Below are 20,300 nucleotides of genomic sequence, written 5' to 3'. Positions count from 1 at the left end.
ATTCGCATTCCAACTGCTACTCTCCTGGTGCCACGACTCGCACCGTATGGCACAAACGTCCGTCTCCATCGGGACCGGTTTGCATGATCACGTCCACCACCCCTATCGAATTGAAGTCCTTATTGGTCAGCACCCAGTGGTTGCCTCCATCCTCGAATACCGTCCCCTGATAGTAGCTCTTCAAGTGAATCTCATAGCCGTCGGGCAGGCCATCCGCCACCAAAGTAAATCTATAGCTTCGCGTCCCGTCGGCTCCCACATGGAACAACTGGGCATCAGCAGTCTCCTGCTCGTTGGCAACGTAGAACCCACGCACCTCGCCGCGCCCGACAATACGGCCCGTCTCAGGAATTCGAGCCACAACGTAACGCGTTCCCACCTCATAGATATCCACTACAAACCTCCGGGGCCCAGAGTCGGATGACGATTCCTCGTACCAAACCAGTGCATCATCCGGATCCAACTCCAAGCCACGCATCCCCTCCAACACCCACGACTCGCGTTGCCACGCCTGGACATCGATCCCGTCGCCAAAATCGGCGTCCACCACATTGACCGTGAGCGCCCCATTCACCGACGCCGTTCCGCCTTCGGCAGCCCACGTCACCGCATACTCATACTTCCCAACCGAATCGAAGCGCTCGATCAACGGCACCCCGGAGACATGAAGACCAATCCCATCGGCAGTTGTCAACACGCTCCCATTGCGGGTCATGCTGAACCACCCGCCCTCCGAATGCCCGGGTAACCACGCGGATAACATCAACGCATCACCCTTTGCCACCGTGATTGAGGGAGTCTCGATCACATTCAACGGCACCCACTCAATCTGATGCTGCTCGTGAAGCGCCCCATTCAGGAAACTCACATCCACATTAACCGGGCGCTGCGCTACCAGGTCCACCATTGTATAAAACCCACCATCCACGCCTCGCTCCAACGAGACCACCTCCACATCGTCCCCTACCAACTTGAGCATCCTGGCATTTCCGAGGTGACTGGTAATCCCCTCCACAAACGCAGGAGACACATAGCTCGTGCCTGCCACTGATGTGATCCGATTGGCCACTGCAAGTTCATCCTTCATCCAATCCGCCTTGCCATCTCCATCCAGATCCACTCCGCCGACCTGATAAACACCGATGCCATCCAAGCGCATCATCACATCCGCGCGGTAATTGGTGTTGCGGAGCCGCACGGTATAGACACCCGCCTCCAGCCACGGCGTGAGAACCCGCACCACCTCGCCCTCACCGTCCACACAACGCATCACCTCACGCCCGATCTCCTCGTCATCCAGTGAAATCACCAATGGCAATTCTTCCACACTGCGGATCTGACCGGAAACTCCCCCCCGAATACGCAGTTCGTAAACGCCCTCATCCCCAGCTCGAATCTCGACCGGATAGTCAATCCAACCGCGTCGCGGATACGCTTGCAGCGTCCCATCATCCATCACCTTCCACAGACCATCCGAATCGACCTCAGAAGTCAGGTCAATCTCGGCATAACGAGTCGCGGCAACCGCATCACTGACCAGTGGATCGCTACCATAAAAGTCGATCTCATCACTATCAGACAACGAATCCCCATCGGTGTCCGATTCCATAGGATTGGTGCCCAATTGATACTCCTGCAGGTTGGTCAAACCATCACCATCGGCATCCCCTCGCTCACCGTCTTTCACATCGGACAATCCGTTGTCGTTAGGGCTCAGCCCATGCTCCAGCTCCCAAGCATCGGGCAGAAAGTCGTCATCCGCATCCTGCTCAGAGCCGATATAGCTCCACAAAACATCTGCCGGCACCAGCTCTCGGGCTCCACCAGGCGTCCGCCATGCCAACGCGACATGATCCGGTCCCCTTCCCTGTTTGTGGAGCACTTCGATATAGTAGTCTCTGCCCGGCTTCAGGTGAATCCGCCCACTGTACTGATTGGGATAGCGCTCAAAGTCCTCGTCTTCGGTAAAGTTGCGCTCAAGATACTCATCCCGAACCCACGCAATACGTCTCTTTCCAGAGTGCCCGGTTTGCTCGACGCCATCGACCACCACCGTCCCATCCGCGAGCCAAAGCTCGACCTCATCGTCGCCAGCGATCCAAAATTCATACTCCCCTTCCAGCGGCACCGAAAGCGTCCCCCGATACCGCGTCCCGTAGTCATCCCCGTGACTTCGTGCGTTCACCTGAGCTCCCTGAGCTCGTTCGGTAGGCTCACGCAAAAAGCGTTCACGCACCGCCGTGAGCTCCTCGAGCCGCTGCCCCGGCAGCCCTTCCCAACGCTCGAGCGTCAAGCCACCTGGTGTCGCCTCGGCCGCCAATGGATCCGATCCATCACGGTACTCATCGCCGTTATTCCGGCCATCCAGATCAGGGTCGCCATACTCGCCATCCACCCCAATCGCGCTCAGAGGATCTAATCCGTTCGCTACCTCCCACGCATCCGGCAAGCCGTCGTCGTCGCCGTCAAGTTCGCTCCCCTCCCACAACGCCAGATGATCACGAGGAATCACCTGCCGAGCAAATGCCGGCCGCACCTCGATTCCGCTCACATCCACCGCTAATGCATTTTCCCCGTTGTTGTTCGTACCCGCCACTCCGACACGCACCGCATCAGGCAAGCCTGGAATCGTGTCCCGCCCAATCTCACGCCACGCCTTCTGATCAACCGATCCGTAAGCAGCGATCTCGTCACCTCGCCGCACTAACTTCAACCACGGATAACTTACAGCCACTCCCGTGTGCACGGATTCCGCACCCTGCTCACGCCGCCGCTGGAAAACGGTCCCATTCGCCCCTGTAACTGCCACCATCGCATGAGGGCTCGCCGTATCCGTCGTGCCCCTGAGCATCAAACCCATCTTCGCCCACGCCGCAGCCTGCTCGATCTCACCGACACATGCCACGATCTCTCCATCCCCAACCATCTCTCGCGATGCAAACCCAAAATCATCCGCAGTCCCCCAGATATCTCCCCCCTCAACACGCATCTTTACCGCCCGGTCGACCGTCACTACATCATCGACCAAAGCAGTACCAACCCCCACGACCTCAAACTCCCGAGGCTCCTCATACGCCCAGCCGACCTCCAAATGCCCGCCACCGGCTGCGTCCACCATTTGCGCCTCGATAAAATACCGCTGGCCAGCATCCAATCGCACCACCTCACTTCGCTGCGACTCGGACTCCCCCCATTTCATGACGCCCGTGGGCTTGGTCGTATACCCGATCCGCCGTTTTTCGAAAGGCGTCCCATCCGAAGACAGCCACAACGCCACGTTCTCCCGCCCCGCGACAAAAAACGTGTAGTCACCCGTTATTGGCACCGTCAACACACCGCGCACCCTCACACCGTACCCTTGGCCCTCCGCGCCAAACCACTGCGCCATTGGCATCCCTCCACTCAACATCGCTCCGCCTCGACTGATTCCCGACTGCTGAAACTCCAACAGCGAACCCCGCCCCATCACGCCATCCCAGCGTTCATACCACATCCCGGCAACTTCATCAGCAGCCACGGGCATCATCCATGCCCCAAGCGCTCCAACAACCAACAATCTCGCATTCATCTCGACTCAACGTTCAACTCAAACAAACCACCGTAACAGACAGCAGCACCTAAAAGTTGAACCCAACCGAGTCACACAAGATTAGACATTTCGAAGAAAAAATAACATTTTATATATACCATAAAAGCCGCATTTTCTGGACACCTAAAAGAGGCCAAAATAGGCATCTAGGAACCAGCCGGGAGCCCGCCAACAAGACACAAAAAATCCCGCGCCCCGGATGGGTCCGGAACGCGGGATTCAAAGTGTGCGGATCGTTGCCGCGGTGGAATTACTTCACACCGTAGACAGCCGAAGCACCGAGTTCTTCTTCGATGCGAAGAAGCTGGTTGTACTTGGCGATCCGGTCCGAACGGCTGAGGGAACCGGTCTTGATCTGACCTGCGTTGGTCGCAACAGCGATGTCAGCGATGGTCGAGTCTTCGGTCTCACCCGAGCGGTGCGACACCACGGAGTTGTAACCATTGATCTTACCAAGCTCGATCGCGTCGAAGGTTTCGGTAAGGGTACCGATCTGGTTGACCTTGATGAGGATCGAGGTACCGACGCCGAGGTCGATGCCCTTCTTGAGGAAGTCCACGTTGGTCACGAACAAGTCGTCACCCACGAGCTGGACTTTCTTCTGGGTCTTGTCGCTGCTTGCCATCTTGTCGGTAAGCACCTTCCAGCCGTCCCAGTCGTTCTCGTCGCAACCGTCTTCGATCGAGTCGATTGGGTACTTCTCGCAAAGTTCCACGAGGTAGTCAGCCTGCTCCTGGGAGCTACGCTTGGCACCGGACTCGCCTTCGAACTTGGCGTAGTTGTAAACACCGTCTTCGAAGAACTCGGAAGCGGCGCAGTCGAGAGCGAAGGTGATATCTTCACCCACCTTGTAACCAGCCTTTTCAACAGCCTGGCAGATGGTGTCGAGTGCGTCTTCGGTTCCTTCGAAGGTTGGAGCGAATCCACCTTCGTCACCCACTGCGGTCGAAAGACCACGTGCCTTGAGCACCGACTTGAGCGAGTGGAAAACTTCAGCACCCATGCGCAGACCTTCGCTGAAGGTAGGAGCGCCCACTGGGCGGATCATGAACTCCTGGAACGCGATTGGAGCGTCGGAGTGCGAGCCACCGTTGATGATGTTCATCATTGGGACTGGGAGAACCTTAGCGTTAGGACCGCCGAGGTACTTGTAAAGCGAAACACCGAGAGCGTCTGCGGAAGCGCGGGCAACTGCGATCGAAACACCGAGGATGGCGTTTGCACCGAGGTTCTTCTTGTTAGGAGTACCGTCGAGCTCGATCATGGTGCGGTCGATGAGCGCCTGGTCGGTGGAGTCGAGACCGATGAGAGCCGGAGCGATCTTTTCGTTCACGTTTGCAACGGCCTGGAGAACGCCCTTACCGCAGTAGGTGTTCTTGTCTTCGTCACGCAGCTCGCAAGCTTCGTGTTCACCGGTGCTCGCACCGCTAGGAACGAGTGCGCGACCGACGGTGCCGCATTCCAATGTGACGTCCACCTCAACGGTAGGGTTGCCACGCGAGTCAAGAACCTGACGGCCCTTAATGTCTACGATGTTTGTAGTATATGCCATGATATTTATGGGTTCGGAGAACAGTGGAGACATCCGCTAAAGCGGCGGGGATTTCACCTTTGAAGCGCCCCTTTATGCAAGGTTTGCAGCCGATGATGGGTCCAGCCCCCTGTTTGCGAAGTCTTATTCCAAAGATGATTAGGGGATAAAGAGAAAGGGCGTGAGATCAATGGAAAATTGAACCTCACGCCCAACAAAATTTACGCTTGCAGCTTCGTGATCGAAACGACCTTCACCAACGTCGGCTCACTCGTTTCACTGAGAGCGACTTCAGTCTCCTCACCCACTTCGAGGTTGAGGAACGCGGCGCCCATCTCGGAGAGATAGGAAAGGTAGTTTTTGTCCGGATCACCGTCCCAGGCACCCACGATGTGGTAGGTCTGCTGCTGGCCGTTGGCGTCCTCAACCAGCACGCTGGTTCCGATCGACACCTTGGATGTGTCCGCATCGTCATAGGAAATACCACGGGCCAGGGAGATCTCGCGCTCCATCTCACCCTTGCGGCGCATCAACACCGCCTGGTTCTGCTTGGCTGCCTTGAACTCGAAGTTCTCACGCAAGTCACCGTACGAGCGGGCAATTGCGATCTCCTTGGTGTTCTCAGGGATCTGCTTCTGCACCAAGTCTTCGAACTCGTTCTTGCGGCGCTCGAGGCTCTCCCACGAGACGATGATCGGCTCGTCGCGCTTGACTTCGTCGCGACCGGCAAGCAACTCCTGAACTTCAGGGTGCAGCTTGATGATGCGCGCAAGCAACGAGTTGCGGCTCAGCGCATCAAACACAGGCACCGACATCAAACGGCGGGCGAATGTTTTGATCTGCCCAGCGTTCATCGCAGCCACGAAGTCCGGAATCAGATCCTTGTCTTCCATGAACATGTCACGCAGACGGCTGGCGGTACCGGTCTCTTCGTCGAGGTGGTCGCGCTCCATCACGCTGAGAGCTGCGGTGGCAAGGTCGTCGTCGAACAAATGCTCGGTGGTTCCTTTGCGGTTCTTGCAGACCCAGGCCAACAAATCGACGCTGATGTCACGCTGACCAATACCGCGGCGCAAGAACACATCGAGATCCGCCTGGTGACCTTCCTTGACGAGGAATGCGTTCACCTCGGATGCGGCGCGCAGACCGAGCTGCGGCAGGATCTGGAGGAACTCTTCCACCCACTGCTCGCCAAAGGCTTCAGGCAGCGAGCGGATGGCACCGCGCAAGCTGCTCACTGGCAGGCTGGTCAGTGTTTCCGGCAATTTGTCGAGCTGCGCTTTCATCACACCGGAGAATGTCGGTGCGCCTTCCGGAAGCTCGAGACCTTCCACTGCCGCGACCAACGAGTCGCGGGCGTCGATCAATTCAAGCGACCCACGCAGGTCGAATGCAGCGCTCTTGGAGGCCACTTCGCCGGAATCGGCAACCAATCCGGCCAAATCTTCCGCAGGCGATTCAAATGCACTGAGGTGCTTCACGATCTCACTGACCGCACGCACTTTGGTCTTGGAGTCTTTGGCCAAATCGAAATCTTCCAGAAGAAGCTCGGCTTCGCTCAACTCGGAGTCACGCAGTTCGAGAACTTCGGTGCGGCGAGATGGCACCACGAACTCACGGTGCTCACGCAGCTTCTTTTTGGTGTTCTCCCACCAGCGCTTGTAGCTCTTCTCTTCCACGATGCGGCCTTTGACCAAATCCTCGACCTTGTCCGGGAGGATCTTGCCATCGTAGCTCTTGAGCACGAGACCCATGAACGCAACAGGGTCATCTTTCGCCAGCTCCTTCACTTTGGCAGGGTCTTGAACAAACTGACCGATCACGTGATCCTGCGCAATCGGCTCCACCGACTTGAGCACAAACTTCAAGCCCATCTCGTGGCCTGGCTTGCCTTCAAAGTCGATCCCCATCTTCAACGCGGCGAAGTTCCAGTCCTTTACGGTGCCGGCTCCCCAACTCGGGTGAAAACAAAAACTTCCAGGCTGCAACTTATCCAGCACTTCAGCGGCGGCGGGGGTCATCCGCCCGGCGGCAATCATTTCTTCAAGCTCTGCGTTCATTATATGGAAAGTAAGCACCCTTACCCATTAGGCAAACGGGAATTACTCCTGATTGCTCTGATTTGTCGTGGTTCCGAGTTTTCACCACGATGATTTTGCCGATTCCGTTGCGAATTTCCCGGTGGCACCGCCAGCCTGGTGTTGCATCCATCCGCTAATCAGTGTCTCCTCCTTTTTGCGGATACCGTGCCCCAAGACGCCCCGCCCCCGTATATTTCTCGTGAGCAAAAGGTTATCCAGTGCCGTCTTCCTGATCACCATCCTCTTCATGGTGGTATTTCTAGCCGTGCCGATCTTCTCAACGGTATCGCAGGCATTCGTTACACCTGAAGGAACCTTCACCCTCGCCAATGTGTTTGAGGTGTTCCTCAACCCGATCTACCGCGAAGGATTGGTCAACGCCTTCCTCATCGCAGTCGCCAGTCTGCTCGCTTGTCTGGCCATCGCGCTGCCACTGGCCGTCATCCACGACCGCTTCGAATTCCCTGCCAAACGGCTGCTCTCCTCCTTGGTGCTCGTGCCAATGATCCTGCCACCCTTTGTCGGGGCAATCGGGGTAAAACAAATCCTCGGCACTCACGGCGCGCTCAACGCATTGCTCGCCAACTTCGGCTTGATGGACGAACTCGCCCCCTACGACTGGCTCGGCTCCAGCCGCTTTCTCGGAGTCGTCCTGATGAACGCCCTCCACCTCTACCCCATCCTCTATCTCAATATCGTCGCCGCTCTCGCCAACCTCGACCCCGCAATGGAAGAGGCCGCGCAAAACCTCGGCTCAAACTGGTGGTCGCGCTTCCGCCGCATCACCCTGCCTCTCACGCTGCCCGGCATCTTCGCCGGCGGCACCGTAGTCTTCATCTGGGCATTCACCGAGCTCGGCGTACCGCTGATCTTCGACTACACACGCGTCACCCCGGTCCAGATCTTCGATGGCATCAAGGACATCAACGACAACCCGTTCCCATTCGCACTGGTCGTCGTGATGCTTGTACTTTCCTCGCTCTTTTTCGTGGTCGGACGCTTCAAGTTCGGTCGCGCCACTGCCCTGGGCAACGCCCGCATCACCCGCGCAAGCAGCGCACAAAGGCTCCCTCTCGGCCCGGGCTTGGCATGCACCGCTCTCTTTGCCGGGACCACCGCCATTGCTGTAATCCCACACATCGGCGTCGGCCTGCTGTCAATTGCCGGGGATTGGTACCAGTCCGTCCTACCACAATCTTTTACCCTCGCCCATTACGATGCCGCCCTCTCCAATGACCTGGTCGTCCCATCGATCAAAAACTCACTGCGATACGCATCAGCGGCAACGCTCATCGACATCGTGCTCGGCATCGCCATTGCCTACATCGTCGTGCGCACGAATATCAAAGGGCGTCATCTCCTCGACACCCTGGCCATGTTACCTCTCGCCGTTCCCGGGCTGGTACTCGCTTTCGGCTACCTCGCCATGACCCGTGAGGGCGCGTTCTTCTCGTTCCTGCGCTACGATGGCGACCCTACGTTGATCCTCATCATCGCCTACGCCACCCGCAGGCTGCCGTACGTCGTACGCTCCGCCGCCGCCGGGTTCCAACAAACCTCGGTCGAACTCGAAGAGGCCGCCCGCTCGCTCGGCGTCTCCCCGTCCCGCGCCCTGCGCAAGATCACCCTCCCACTCATCACCGCCAACCTGATCGCAGGCGCGCTGCTCGCCTTCTCATTCGCCATGCTCGAGGTGTCTGACTCGCTGATTCTCGCCCAACAAGCAGAACACTACCCGATCACCATGGCGATCTACCAATTGTTCGGCGTGCTCGGCAACGGCCACTACCTCGCCTCCGCTCTCGGTGTCTGGTCCATGCTCTTCCTCACCATCACCATCGCCGGCGCGTCCATCATCCTCGGCCGCCGCATCGGTGCATTGTTCCGGGTTTGACCTCGCGGTCCATCGCGTGTCCACTCCTTCACAGCGACCATCCAGCCCATCCTACCGTGGACATTCAATTCACCGCCCCCCTCACTGACGCCCCGCTTCAGGAATCCGATCCGGCATTCCCATCCCAGCCCCTCGATGAGGCCTTGGTTGGCAACCGCCCTCTTTGGCAACAACGCCAACAACTGGTCCACCATCTGGACCTCACCGGCAGCACCACATCCCAACTCACCATCGTCGCAGACGCCTGGCTCTCCGCCGCCGACGCCACGCTCCTGCTCACCGGACAGGCCGACCACATCACCGACGCCACATCCGGCGAAACCATCGCCTGGACCAGCGAATCGCGCACCACTCTGGCACCCGGCAATGGCTCGTTCCGCATCCGCAGCGCAGCCGATCTGCTCGCCATTCACCGCCAACTCATGAGCGCTGATGCCGTCAACTACCACGCCGGCAGCGTCTCGCCGGACGCCACAGTCGACGGCTTCCTCATGATCGACAAAGGCAGCTCCATCGACAGCGGCGCCACCATCACCGGCACCGTCGCCATTGGCAAAGGCTCGTCCATCGGCAGCAATGTCACGCTCACCGGCTTGGTAGCCATTGGCAACAACGCCACCATCGGCGACCAATGCGAGCTCACCGACTGCATCGTCTACCCGGACACCCACGTCGCCACCGGCTCCAGCCACAGCCAACAAATCCTTGTTCCTTAAGCGTGAGCCGCAGCCGCATGCCCGCTTGAATTCCCACCTCACCCGCGCAACTAATCCCTGCCATGTCATTCACTACCGTCAACGTCGGCCTCGACGACCGCGCCTACCAGATCTCCATCGGAACCAACCTGCTCCAGTCGTTCCCATCGCTGCTTCAGGACACCGCCATCGCCGGCCGCACCCGCTGCGCCGTCATCAGCGATGAAACCGTAGCCGCCCTGCACGCCGACAAAGTACTCACCGCTCTGGCCGATGCCGGTTACTCGGCGGATCTTTTCACCATCAAGCCGGGCGAAGCCTCGAAGTCGATGGACGTGATCTCTCAAGTCACGTCGGAAATGATTGTCGCCGGTCATGACCGCCGCTCGTTCGTCGTCGCGCTAGGTGGCGGCGTTGTCGGCGATCTCGCAGGCTTCGTTGCCGCCATCTATTACCGCGGCGTCCCATTCGTCCAATTGCCGACCACCATCGTCGCCCAAGTCGACTCGTCGGTCGGGGGCAAGACCGGCGTCAACGCACCGGAAGGCAAGAACCTCATTGGTGCATTCCTCCAGCCTCAGGCCGTCGTCGCAGACATCACCGCACTCGACACCCTCGGCGACCGCGAGTTCAACGAAGGCATGGCAGAAGCCGTCAAACACGGTGCCATCGCCGATCCGTCGCTCATCGACGCCTTGCTCGATCTCCAGCGAGGCGACCACGCGGCCACTGAATCCATCATCGCACGCAATGTCGCGATCAAAGCGAAGATCGTCGAACAGGACGAACTCGAAACCTCCGGCACCCGAGCTTTCCTCAACTTCGGCCACACCATCGGCCACGCGATTGAAGCCGCCGCCGGATACGGTGCCATGTTCCACGGCGAAGCGATCTCGCTGGGCATCCGCGCCGCCCTCTGGTTGAGCGAAACGAAACGCGGACTCGCTCCCGAGTTCTCCGCCAAGGTGCTCGACGCACTCGAACATTTCCAGCTTCCGCTCCAACTCGAAGACAAACCGGAGTTCTCCACCGACACCTTGATGACCAAGCTCGCCAAGGACAAAAAGTTCCTCGACGGAGGCATCCGCTTCGTCCTCCTCCACGCTCCGGGTCAGCCCGTACTCGCCACCGACGTCACCCGCGAGGACCTGGAGCAGGCGATCGAACTGCTGCGCACCCCGCGGTAACCGAGAGCGAAAATCCGCCCCATTGCCGGGGCACAAAAAAACGCGACCGCTCGATGCGGCCGCGTTTTTTTCTCTCGACTACATCTCGAGGAAGTTCTTCAGCATCGTCTTACCGTGCTCGGTCAGAATGCTCTCCGGGTGGAACTGCACACCATGCACCGGCAATTCGCGGTGCCGCACGCCCATGATCTCACCCTCCGCCGTGCGCGCATTCACCACCAGACAATCCGGCAATGTCTCCGGCTTCAAAATCAGCGAGTGGTAACGCGTTGCGGTGAATGGGTTCGGAATCCCGGCAAACACACCGGTTCCATCGTGCTCGATCGGCGAGGTCTTGCCATGCATCAAGCGGTCGGCGCGCACGACGTCGCCGCCAAACACCTGGCCAATCGACTGGTGCCCGAGACAAACCCCGAAAATCGGCACCTTGCCGGCAAAATGCTCGATCACCTCACAGCTGATGCCCGCCTCGGTCGGCGAACACGGACCAGGCGACACACAAATGTGCGACGGAGCCAACTTCTCGATTTCATCAATGGTGATTCTATCATTTCGATGAATCGCCATTTCTGCCCCCAACTCGCCGAAATACTGGACGAGGTTGTAGGTGAAGGAATCGTAGTTGTCGATGACCAGAAGCATGGGGAAAGGAACGTGGGAATTGGAAATTTGAAAGCGGAAATTTGAAATGAAGTCAGTGAGCTTCGCGCGCGGATAATGAACGGAGTATTTCTTCGTCCAGCCGGAGCTTGCGAAGAGCTATCTCACGCATTTCCCAGATTACTTAGACTTTCTAGCCACGCTGTACAACGCGCGCGGCACATCATTTCAATCTGTGAAACCTGCGGATAAAAAAGCTCTACCGAAACGGATAAGCCACCCTACCGACTTACAACATCAACTGCAGAGCCTCGACTATCAGTGCTCGCCATCAGCCAGCATTTGCGCCTGACGGATCGCATACATCATACCGCGCGCTTTGTTACGCGTTTCCTGGTACTCGTACTCCGGCGACGAATCCGCCACCACACCAGCACCCGCCTGAACGAACGCCTTGCCGTCGTTCACCACACAGGTGCGCAGCGTAATGCACGAGTCGAAGTCGCCGTCGAATCCGAAGTAGCCCACCGTTCCGGCATAGGCACAGCGCTTGTTCTTCTCCAGCTCGTAAATGATCTGGAGTGCACGCACTTTCGGCGCCCCCGAAACGGTCCCCGCTGGGAAACTGGCACGCATCACGTCGTACGCGGTAAATCCGTCCTTCAACCGCCCGGTCACATTCGACACAATGTGCATCACGTGGCTGTAGCGCTCAATCACCATCAGCTCGTTCACATCCACCGACTGGAAATCCGCCACGCGCCCGATGTCGTTGCGCGCGAGGTCCACCAGCATGATGTGCTCGGCCCGCTCTTTCGGGTCGGCCAACAAATCATTTGCCAACGCCTCGTCCTCCTGTGGAGTCGCCCCCCTCCAGCGCGTCCCTGCAATCGGCCGCACTTCCACCGTTCCGTCGATGCAGCGCACCTGAAGCTCTGGCGAACTCCCGACCAACGCGAAGTCATCCGGGAACTCCAAACAGAACATGTAGGGCGATGGGTTCACGTTGCGCAACGCACGGAACAACTCAATCGGATCGCCGGAATAAGGCATCTCGAAACGCTGCGAAGGCACCACCTGGAACACGTCGCCAGCTTTGATGTACTCTTTTGCCTTCTCCACGGCTGCGTAGAATTCTTCACGCGTCGTGTTGCTGACGAACTCAGGGTCGGCCTCATCGGACTTGCGCAGCACGTTGAAAGGAGAGTGCTGGACCGGAGCATCCAGGCTCGCTACCAGCCGCTCGACCTTCTCCCGCCCGGCCGCATACGCAGCGTCGACCGAATCGTAGTCGTCGACACACACATTCGCTACCAACGAGATGCGGCGCAGCAGGTGATCGTAAATCACCAATGTGTCCGCAATCATGTACACCGCATCCGGCACGCCGAGCGAATCCGCAGGAGGCTCGCCAATCGTCGGTTCGAAATAACGTACACAATCAAACCCAAGATAACCCACGGCCCCGCCCGAAAACTCAGGCAACTCGTCCGCCTTCACCGGTTTGAAGCGCTCCATGATCCGCTCCAGCTCCGCCAACGGATCAAGATCGGATTCGTAACGCTTCACCCCGTCCCCGGAAATCAACGACACATCACGCCCCTGCATTTGGAAAACCATCCGAGGGTCACTGCCAATAAAGGAATAGCGCCCAATCGTGAATGTGTTCTCAGCCGACTCCAGCAGGAAGCTGTACTTACCATTGCGCACGCGCTGATACACAGACAACGGAGTCTCGTAATCGGCGGAAAGCTGGGTAAACACGGGGATCGTATTGCCCTGTGCGGTCTTCTTGCGAAAGCTCTCGATGTCCGGGATCAGAGGAATGGGTTTGCTCATGGGATAAAAAAGTCGGGGGCTGCTGCGTGGAGCAGTCGAAAAATATTCTGGCGAACGTTGTTCACCAATTAGCGGGTTATGTTTCCACAGATTGGGCAGATTGCACGGATTTCTCAACCGCGACAAGACCTGCGTCAGCATCTGCGAAACTCTTCTGTTTTTCCTCCGGCAATGTCGAGGTCACAGAATCAGCTCTCCCACAGCCCCATCTGCTCGGCTGTAAATGGCTCGACCGGCGGCGGCACGTCAGCCGGCTTTTTTGCCACCGCATCCTCGTCCTGCAGCTCAGGCTCCGCACGCCCGATCACTTCGGGCTCCGGTATCCGCCCGACCTGCATCCACGGCGTCGGCTCGTCTTGCCCGGCGCAGCAGCAATGCTTGAGCACCCCGCTCTCGCGCCACGGATCAAGCACATCAGCCATCGCCTTTTCCGCGTGGTGAGGTGTGTTGCAATCGCGGCTCAAGTGGCACAGCACGAGCGCTTCCAACCCGTCCTCCACCGCATCGGCCAGCAGTTCTTTCACCTGCACGTTGGAGAGGTGACCATGCTTCGAGGCAATCCGCTGCTTGGTCGACCACGGCCGCTTGGTATCCTCCTGCAGCAAAAAGTCATCATAGTTGGCCTCCAACACCGCGGCATGCGCCGTCTGCAATTTGGAAATCACCAACGAACTGGCAAACCCCAAGTCCGTCATCACCGCCAACCGCGCGCCGCCACACGATTCAAAAACGTACGCCATCGGATCCACCGCATCGTGCGGAATACTAAAGCACTCCGCCTTGAGCACTCCGCCGATCTGAAAGCCCGCCCCCGTCTGGACAATCTGCCACCGCACCGGCGACTTCATCTTCTCGCCCACCACCTGTGCCGTGTGACGGTTGGCAAACACAGGCACATCCCGTTTGCGCAAAAACACATCCAACCCACGCGTGTGATCACCGTGCTCGTGCGTCAGCACAATCGCACTCAGCGAGTCCGGATCCACCCCCACTCTCTCCAGTCTGGTCACCAACTGCCGCGCGGACAACCCGGCATCCACCATCACCGTCGTGCCGCACGCCGCATTGCGCACGACAAAGGCATTCCCACCACTGCCACTGCCAAGAACCAAAAACTCCAACATCGCCCCAACCCATAGCAAAGGGTGCCGGATCGCAAAAATTGAAATTCGAAAATCTGACTGCTCCTCAAATTCAAAAAAATCCCCCCGCGCCAGCACATGCCAGCGCGGGGGAATCCCTGAATACCTACATTAGTGAAAATCGCTTAGAAGTCCTTGAGCAATGACTCATGGGTGGGGACCACCTTGACCACGTCACCATCCACAAGAATCTCAACCACGGCTCCCTTGATGCTGTCTGTCCGGCGACCGCCGGACGTTGATGGAACGCCTCAACAACCAGCGTCGCCAGCTTCCAACACCCTGACCACCGGCACGCCTTTGGTCTTCACTTTTTCGCGGCGGCCACCGGAGAGAGATTCGATGTTCTGCTCATCCACCTCGCGTTGGATCAAGTCCGGCCCTTTTTCTGCCGCACGGCGCACGAAGATCGTCGTCCGCACATCGAGATATTTGATTTGCTCTTTGCCGAGGTTCTCGATGCTCACATTGTAGCCCTCAACCCGTGTGCTCGAGCGGGTGCCCTCGCCTTTTTCGATCGTGCTGCTGTCGCGGTACTTCTCCAGGCGCACCCGCAGATCCCGTGACGCGGCCAACGCTGACGCGTTCTCTTTGACAAATTCCTGATCCGCCTCGGACAACTTGTCGAGCGTCACTTTGATCACCCGGCCGCCTTCCTTGCGCACCGAGATCGCATCGCGCTTGGAGTCGTACTCGACCAAGTACCCATCGAATGTCTTGGTGCCATCCGCACTCGTGAACGTCCGGTCGCGCTCCAAGCCATACCCGGCATGCATCCCGAGCATGGCCAGACACCCGGCCACTAACATTATCGTCTTTTTCATGATTGGAGGTTGTAGGTTCATTGTCACTGAGCGTGGCCCAGCCCATCACTCGAACGATCGAGCTATCAGACATCTTGGAAAAAAAGATCTCCCAGAGCCAGCGCTCTGTCTCGTCGCCCGACGGTACGCACGCCGCCCCACGGAGGCACCACCAAAAACCCTAAAAATTCATCGGTCGAAGTACCAGCCGCAATCCATTTCAAATTTCTCAACAAGCTTCCGAAATTTCAAAAAAAGTCCTTTCTTTTAACATCGGATGTGGCTTCCATCACCGCGATGTCATCGCTGCGTGATCAACTCAAAGAAATCCTCCCGAAAATCCTTCCACGGGAGTCCACCAACGCTATCAAAGGCACCGAACTGATCCGACTGGTCAAATTCCAGCTCAAACAGGAATACTCGGACGCCACTCTGCGCTACCACTTCTCAATCCTAACCGCAGACCCATCCGCGCCCATCGCCAAGGTCGCTCAGGGCCAGGGGTACTTCCTGCGCCCCAATACCCAACAAAGCCTCGAATCCGTCCCAAGCCTCATCGGCCTGCGCCAGGCCTCTCTAAACGAACAATTGCGCGCACCGGAAGAAATCGACCGCGATATCATCCACCTCGCCAAGTTCCGCGCCATCGTCGACCGCTGGCTCCAGTCCAACCAGCGCTACCCATTCTTCTTCGACCACGCCTACGCCACCGACGCCCCAGCTTGTAACAGCTGGCTCTACCCGGAAATCGTCGCAGCCGACTGGATGGTCGCCTCCGCCACGGACGAAGGGATCAAGCTCGACCCACGCCTCATCGCGCGCCACCGCATGCTCGGGGCCCCGATGTTCTCACTCACCGGCATGAAGCTGCGCCTCGACGTCGCCCTCGACAGCTTCCGCGAGGATCTCTTCCAATCGCTCAGCCAGTCCGACTGGACCAACGCTGCCGACTTCCTCGTCGCCAGCCCGATCGACGACGCATCGCTCAGCGACGACCTCGCAGCCCTCGGTCAAGCCCACGGTGTCGGAGTCGTTTCCTTCGGGCTCACCCCGACCACCCTCGACGAACTCCCCTCCCCGGAACGCATTTCAAGTATGCAGCCATTGGAGTTCGACGCCGTCACCGCCCGCATGCGCATCAACCGCCTCAGCATGCCGGTAGCCCGTCCGTCCATCAATTGGTCACGAGTCTCCCGCGGTGACTACGCATCACCGGATATCGATGAGCTGTTTTCTTGGCTCGAGCATTGCATTTCAGCCGAAATCCCGATCTCCTCTCAGGACTTTCTTAACAAAAATCGCGAATCCGCTATGGAGTAGTCACACGTTCTCTAGCAGGAACATAGAAAACCCACCAATACCCCCTCCCCATGTTTAAAAAACTGCTCGTCGCCAACCGCTCGGAAATTGCCATCCGCATCCTCCGCGCCGCTAACGAACTAGGCATTCAAACCGTCGCCATCTACGCCCACGAAGACCGATTCTCGGTCCACCGCTTCAAAGCCGACGAGGCCTACATGCTCGATCAGGACAAGGGGCCGGTGGGTGCCTACCTCGACTACCAAGGCATCGTCGACCTCGCGGTGGAAAAAGGCGTCGATGCCATCCACCCCGGCTACGGCTTCCTCTCTGAGAACCCGGACTTCGCCCGCGCCTGCCGCGACGCCGGCATCACATTCATCGGGCCAGATCCGGAGTTGCTCGACAACATGGGTGATAAAATGGCGGCCCGCGCCTTGGCTCAAAAAGTCAATGTCCCCACCCTGCCCGGCACCAACGATCCAATCGACGACCGCGCCGAAGCCCTCAAAACCGCACGCGAGATCGGCTTCCCACTGATCATCAAAGCAGCCTTCGGTGGCGGCGGCCGCGGCATGCGCGTGGTCAATGAAGAGGGAGAACTCGCAGCCAAACTCGACGAAGCGCAGGCAGAAGCAGCCTCCGCATTCGGCAACCCCGCAGTCTTCCTCGAGCGCTTCATCGGCCGCGCCAAGCACATCGAAGTCCAGATCCTCGGCGACCGCCACGGCAATGTGCTCCACCTTCACGAGCGTGACTGCTCGGTCCAGCGCCGTCACCAGAAGGTCGTTGAGATCGCGCCGTCCATCGGCCTCCCGGACCAACTCCGCCACGATCTCTGCAACGCCGCAGTTCGCCTTGCCAAGGAAATCGGCTACAACAACGCCGGCACCGTCGAGTTCCTCGTCGATGCCGACCGCGATGAGTGGTTCTTCATTGAAATGAACCCTCGCATTCAGGTCGAGCACACCGTGACCGAAGTCATCACCAACATCGACTTGGTCCGCTCACAGATCCTCGTCGCCGCCGGCCACGAGCTCCACGGCGAAGTGATCGACCTTCCGGCACAAGAGGACATCCCGCGCTTCGGCGTCGCCATCCAGTGCCGCATCACTACAGAGGATCCGAGCCAGAACTTCGCACCAGATACCGGCCGCATCGCCACCTACCGCTCTTGCGCAGGCCTCGGCATCCGCCTCGACGCCGCCATGGCCGCCGCCGGCGCCGTCATCACACCATACTACGACTCGCTGCTGGTCAAACTCACCGCCAGCGCCCGCAACTTCGAACAGGCCTGCGCCCGCATCGACCGCGCCTTGCGCGAATTCCGTATCCGCGGTGTCAAAACCAACATTCCGTTCCTCGAAAACGTCATCAACCACCCCGAGTTCCGCGCCGGCAATGCCACCACGCGGATGATCGACACCACACCGGAGCTCTTCCATTTCAAACCACGCCGCGACCGCGCTACCAAACTCCTGCGCTACCTCGGCGACGTCTCGGTCAACGAGAACCCATACGCCAAGGGCTTCAAACCTAGCGGCCCGTTCCCAACCCCGCGTGTACCGAAAGCTCCGCGCGGCACGGAAATTCAAAAAGGTTCACGCGACCTCCTGCTGGAACTCGGTGCCACCAAGTTCTCGGAGTGGGTGCGCAATGAAAAGCGCCTGCTGCTCACCGACACCACATTCCGCGATGCCCACCAGTCGCTCTTCGCCACCCGCATGCGTACCTACGACATGCTCCGCGTGGCCCCGGCTGTCGCAGCCATGACCCCGAACCTCTTCTCGATGGAGATGTGGGGCGGCGCCACCTTCGACACCGCTATGCGCTTCCTGCGCGAAGACCCATGGCAGCGCCTGACCCAACTGCGCGAAGCCATCCCGAACATCTGCTTCCAGATGCTCTTCCGCGGGTCGAACGCCGTCGGCTATACCAACTACCCGGACAACGTTGTCGCCGGATTCATCAAACATGCCGCCACCAATGGCATGGATATCTTCCGCATCTTCGACAGCCTTAACTACCTGCCTAACCTCAAGGCTGCCATGGAAGCCGTCCAGGACACCCACGCGATCTGCGAGGGCACCATCTGTTACACAGGCGACATCCTCGACGAGAAGCGCGACAAGTATTCTCTCAAATACTACGTCAACCTCGCCAAGGAACTGGAGCAAATGGGCGCACACATGCTCTGCATCAAGGACATGGCAGGCCTCTGCCGCCCAGCCGCCGCTTCGAAACTCGTCTCCGCCCTGCGCGATGAAGTCGGACTCCCAATTCACTTCCACACCCACGACACCTCCGGCATCAGCGCCGCCTCGGTGCTCAATGGCGCCCACGCCGGTGTCGATATCGTGGACGCCGCCATCGCCTCGATGTCCGGCGGCACGTCCCAACCCAACCTCAACTCGATCGTCGCCGCCCTCCAACACACGGAACGCGACACCGAACTCGATCTCGACGCCCTCAACCGCTACTCGGATTACTGGGAGCGCGTCCGCCCGGTCTACAAACCATTCGACACCGCACCACCTCACGGCACCGCGGAAGTCTACCTCCACGAGATGCCTGGTGGTCAGTTCACCAACCTCAAAGAACAAGCCGAAGCCATGGGCCTCGGCCGCCGCTGGCCGGAAATCGCCCGAACCTACGCTGACGTCAATGACCTCTTCGGCGACATCGTCAAGGTCACCCCATCGTCGAAGGTGGTCGGTGACATGACCATGTTCCTCGTCACCAAGGGCATCAAGGCGTCGGAAGTATACGACCTCCCGAGCAACACACCATGGCCTGAAAGCGTCATCGACATGCTCTCGGGCGGACTCGGCCAACCTCCGGGTGGGTTCCCTCAAAAGCTCGTCGAGCACATCTGCGGCGACCGCGTGGAAATCCGCACCAAGCGCCCGGGCGAGTACGCTGCCGCTGTCGACTTCGAGAAGTCCCGCAAGGAACTGGAAAAGCGAATCGAGCGCCCGGCCAATGACGACGACGTCTGGTCCTACCTCATGTACCCTGATGTGTTCGTCACCTTCGACCAACACCGCCAGAAATACTCGGACGTCTCGGTGCTTCCTACCTCCGCCTATTTCTATGGCCTGCTGCCAGACGAGGAAGTCTCGATCGAGATCGAACAAGGCAAGACCCTGATCACCCGCCTCACCCACGTCCGCGAACCAGACGAACACGGCATCCGCACCGTCAGCTTTGAGCTCAACGGCCTGGAACGCAGCGTCGAGATCGCCGACAAAGCAATCGCCAGCGACACGCCGGCTCGCGCGAAGGCAGAGCCCGGCAATGAAGCCCAGGTCGGCGCCCCAATGCCAGGCTTGGTTGCCTCGATCGCCGTCAGCGTTGGCGACAAAGTCGAGGAAGGCGACGCCCTGCTCACGCTCGAAGCGATGAAGATGTTCACCACCGTGCCAGCTCCACACGCCGGTACGATCAAGGACATCCACATCGGCGTCGGCGAAGACGTCGAAACCAAAGACCTCATCGTCACCCTCGAGCCTGCAGAATAATCCATCCCCAGAAACGCACTCCGGCCACCAAACCGGGGTGCGTTTCCGCATTCCCACCCCGCACGCCAAACGTAATTCTATCCAGAGCCAGACGCGCCATCACGGCCCCGCAGAATTTC

At 58.9% G+C, this 20,300-nt stretch carries 12 protein-coding genes; 5 read left to right on the top strand and 7 right to left on the bottom strand.

Going from position 1 to position 20,300, the window contains the following annotated elements:
• Positions 1 to 16: 16 nt before the first annotated feature.
• The 3 genes from G3M56_RS07880 to G3M56_RS07870 form a co-directional block, all read right to left on the bottom strand.
• A complete protein-coding gene (locus G3M56_RS07880; RefSeq protein ID WP_164361799.1) occupies positions 17 to 3,568 on the bottom strand; it encodes a PA14 domain-containing protein in 3,552 nt (1,183 codons plus the stop codon).
• Between the two features lie 271 nt (positions 3,569 to 3,839).
• Entirely contained in the window at positions 3,840 to 5,141 is a 1,302-nt protein-coding gene (gene eno / locus G3M56_RS07875) for a phosphopyruvate hydratase (RefSeq protein WP_164361797.1), read from the bottom strand.
• Positions 5,142 to 5,341: 200 nt separating this feature from the next.
• Positions 5,342 to 7,180, bottom strand: coding sequence for a GreA/GreB family elongation factor (locus tag G3M56_RS07870; RefSeq protein WP_164361794.1), 1,839 nt, complete (start codon positions 7,178 to 7,180; stop codon positions 5,342 to 5,344).
• Positions 7,181 to 7,400: 220 nt separating this feature from the next.
• Here G3M56_RS07870 and G3M56_RS07865 point away from each other — a divergent pair, with 220 nt between their 5' ends.
• The 3 genes from G3M56_RS07865 (at position 7,401) to aroB (ending at position 10,977) form a co-directional block, all read left to right on the top strand.
• Entirely contained in the window at positions 7,401 to 9,095 is a 1,695-nt protein-coding gene (locus tag G3M56_RS07865; protein WP_235203318.1) for an ABC transporter permease, read from the top strand.
• Positions 9,096 to 9,151: 56 nt separating this feature from the next.
• The gene (locus G3M56_RS07860; protein WP_164361792.1) at positions 9,152 to 9,811 is read left to right on the top strand and encodes an LbetaH domain-containing protein; all 660 of its coding nucleotides are present in this window, start codon (positions 9,152 to 9,154) and stop codon (positions 9,809 to 9,811) included.
• Positions 9,812 to 9,873: 62 nt separating this feature from the next.
• Positions 9,874 to 10,977, top strand: coding sequence for a 3-dehydroquinate synthase (gene aroB, locus G3M56_RS07855; RefSeq protein ID WP_164361790.1), 1,104 nt, complete (start codon positions 9,874 to 9,876; stop codon positions 10,975 to 10,977).
• A 78-nt stretch (positions 10,978 to 11,055) separates the two neighbouring features.
• Here aroB and pabA read toward each other — a convergent pair whose 3' ends face one another.
• The 4 genes from pabA to G3M56_RS07835 form a co-directional block, all read right to left on the bottom strand.
• Positions 11,056 to 11,619, bottom strand: coding sequence for an aminodeoxychorismate/anthranilate synthase component II (gene pabA / locus G3M56_RS07850; protein ID WP_164361789.1), 564 nt, complete (start codon positions 11,617 to 11,619; stop codon positions 11,056 to 11,058).
• Between the two features lie 276 nt (positions 11,620 to 11,895).
• Entirely contained in the window at positions 11,896 to 13,416 is a 1,521-nt protein-coding gene (gene trpE, locus G3M56_RS07845; protein WP_164361787.1) for an anthranilate synthase component I, read from the bottom strand.
• A gap of 188 nt (positions 13,417 to 13,604) precedes the next feature.
• A complete protein-coding gene (locus G3M56_RS07840; protein WP_164361786.1) occupies positions 13,605 to 14,540 on the bottom strand; it encodes an MBL fold metallo-hydrolase in 936 nt (311 codons plus the stop codon).
• Positions 14,541 to 14,809: 269 nt separating this feature from the next.
• Positions 14,810 to 15,382 (bottom strand): hypothetical protein, encoded by a 573-nt coding sequence (locus G3M56_RS07835; protein WP_164361784.1) that lies wholly within the window; start codon positions 15,380 to 15,382, stop codon positions 14,810 to 14,812.
• A gap of 258 nt (positions 15,383 to 15,640) precedes the next feature.
• Here G3M56_RS07835 and G3M56_RS07830 point away from each other — a divergent pair, with 258 nt between their 5' ends.
• Positions 15,641 to 16,681: a hypothetical protein gene (locus tag G3M56_RS07830; RefSeq protein WP_164361782.1), complete on the top strand. Its 1,041-nt coding sequence runs from the start codon at positions 15,641 to 15,643 to the stop codon at positions 16,679 to 16,681.
• Between the two features lie 50 nt (positions 16,682 to 16,731).
• A complete protein-coding gene (locus G3M56_RS07825; protein WP_164361780.1) occupies positions 16,732 to 20,181 on the top strand; it encodes a pyruvate carboxylase in 3,450 nt (1,149 codons plus the stop codon).
• Positions 20,182 to 20,300 lie beyond the last annotated feature (119 nt).

It is taken from the genome of Sulfuriroseicoccus oceanibius (assembly GCF_010681825.2).
GTDB classification, from domain to species: Bacteria; Verrucomicrobiota; Verrucomicrobiia; order Verrucomicrobiales; family SLCJ01; genus Sulfuriroseicoccus; species Sulfuriroseicoccus oceanibius.
The sequence above is the reverse complement of the archived record's forward strand: the minus strand, read 5'-3'. Positions and strand labels throughout refer to the sequence as shown.

Bases quoted from the DNA above. Each gene is read 5' to 3' on its own strand.
- G3M56_RS07880 (WP_164361799.1), bottom strand. From the start codon at position 3,568: ATGAATGCGAGATTGTTGGTTGTTGGAGCGCTTGGGGCATGGATGATG.
- eno (WP_164361797.1), bottom strand. From the start codon at position 5,141: ATGGCATATACTACAAACATCGTAGACATTAAGGGCCGTCAGGTTCTT.
- G3M56_RS07870 (WP_164361794.1), bottom strand. From the start codon at position 7,180: ATGAACGCAGAGCTTGAAGAAATGATTGCCGCCGGGCGGATGACCCCC.
- aroB (WP_164361790.1), top strand. From the start codon at position 9,874: ATGTCATTCACTACCGTCAACGTCGGCCTCGACGACCGCGCCTACCAG.
- pabA (WP_164361789.1), bottom strand. From the start codon at position 11,619: ATGCTTCTGGTCATCGACAACTACGATTCCTTCACCTACAACCTCGTC.
- trpE (WP_164361787.1), bottom strand. From the start codon at position 13,416: ATGAGCAAACCCATTCCTCTGATCCCGGACATCGAGAGCTTTCGCAAG.
- G3M56_RS07840 (WP_164361786.1), bottom strand. From the start codon at position 14,540: ATGTTGGAGTTTTTGGTTCTTGGCAGTGGCAGTGGTGGGAATGCCTTT.
- G3M56_RS07835 (WP_164361784.1), bottom strand. From the start codon at position 15,382: ATGAAAAAGACGATAATGTTAGTGGCCGGGTGTCTGGCCATGCTCGGG.
- G3M56_RS07825 (WP_164361780.1), top strand. From the start codon at position 16,732: ATGTTTAAAAAACTGCTCGTCGCCAACCGCTCGGAAATTGCCATCCGC.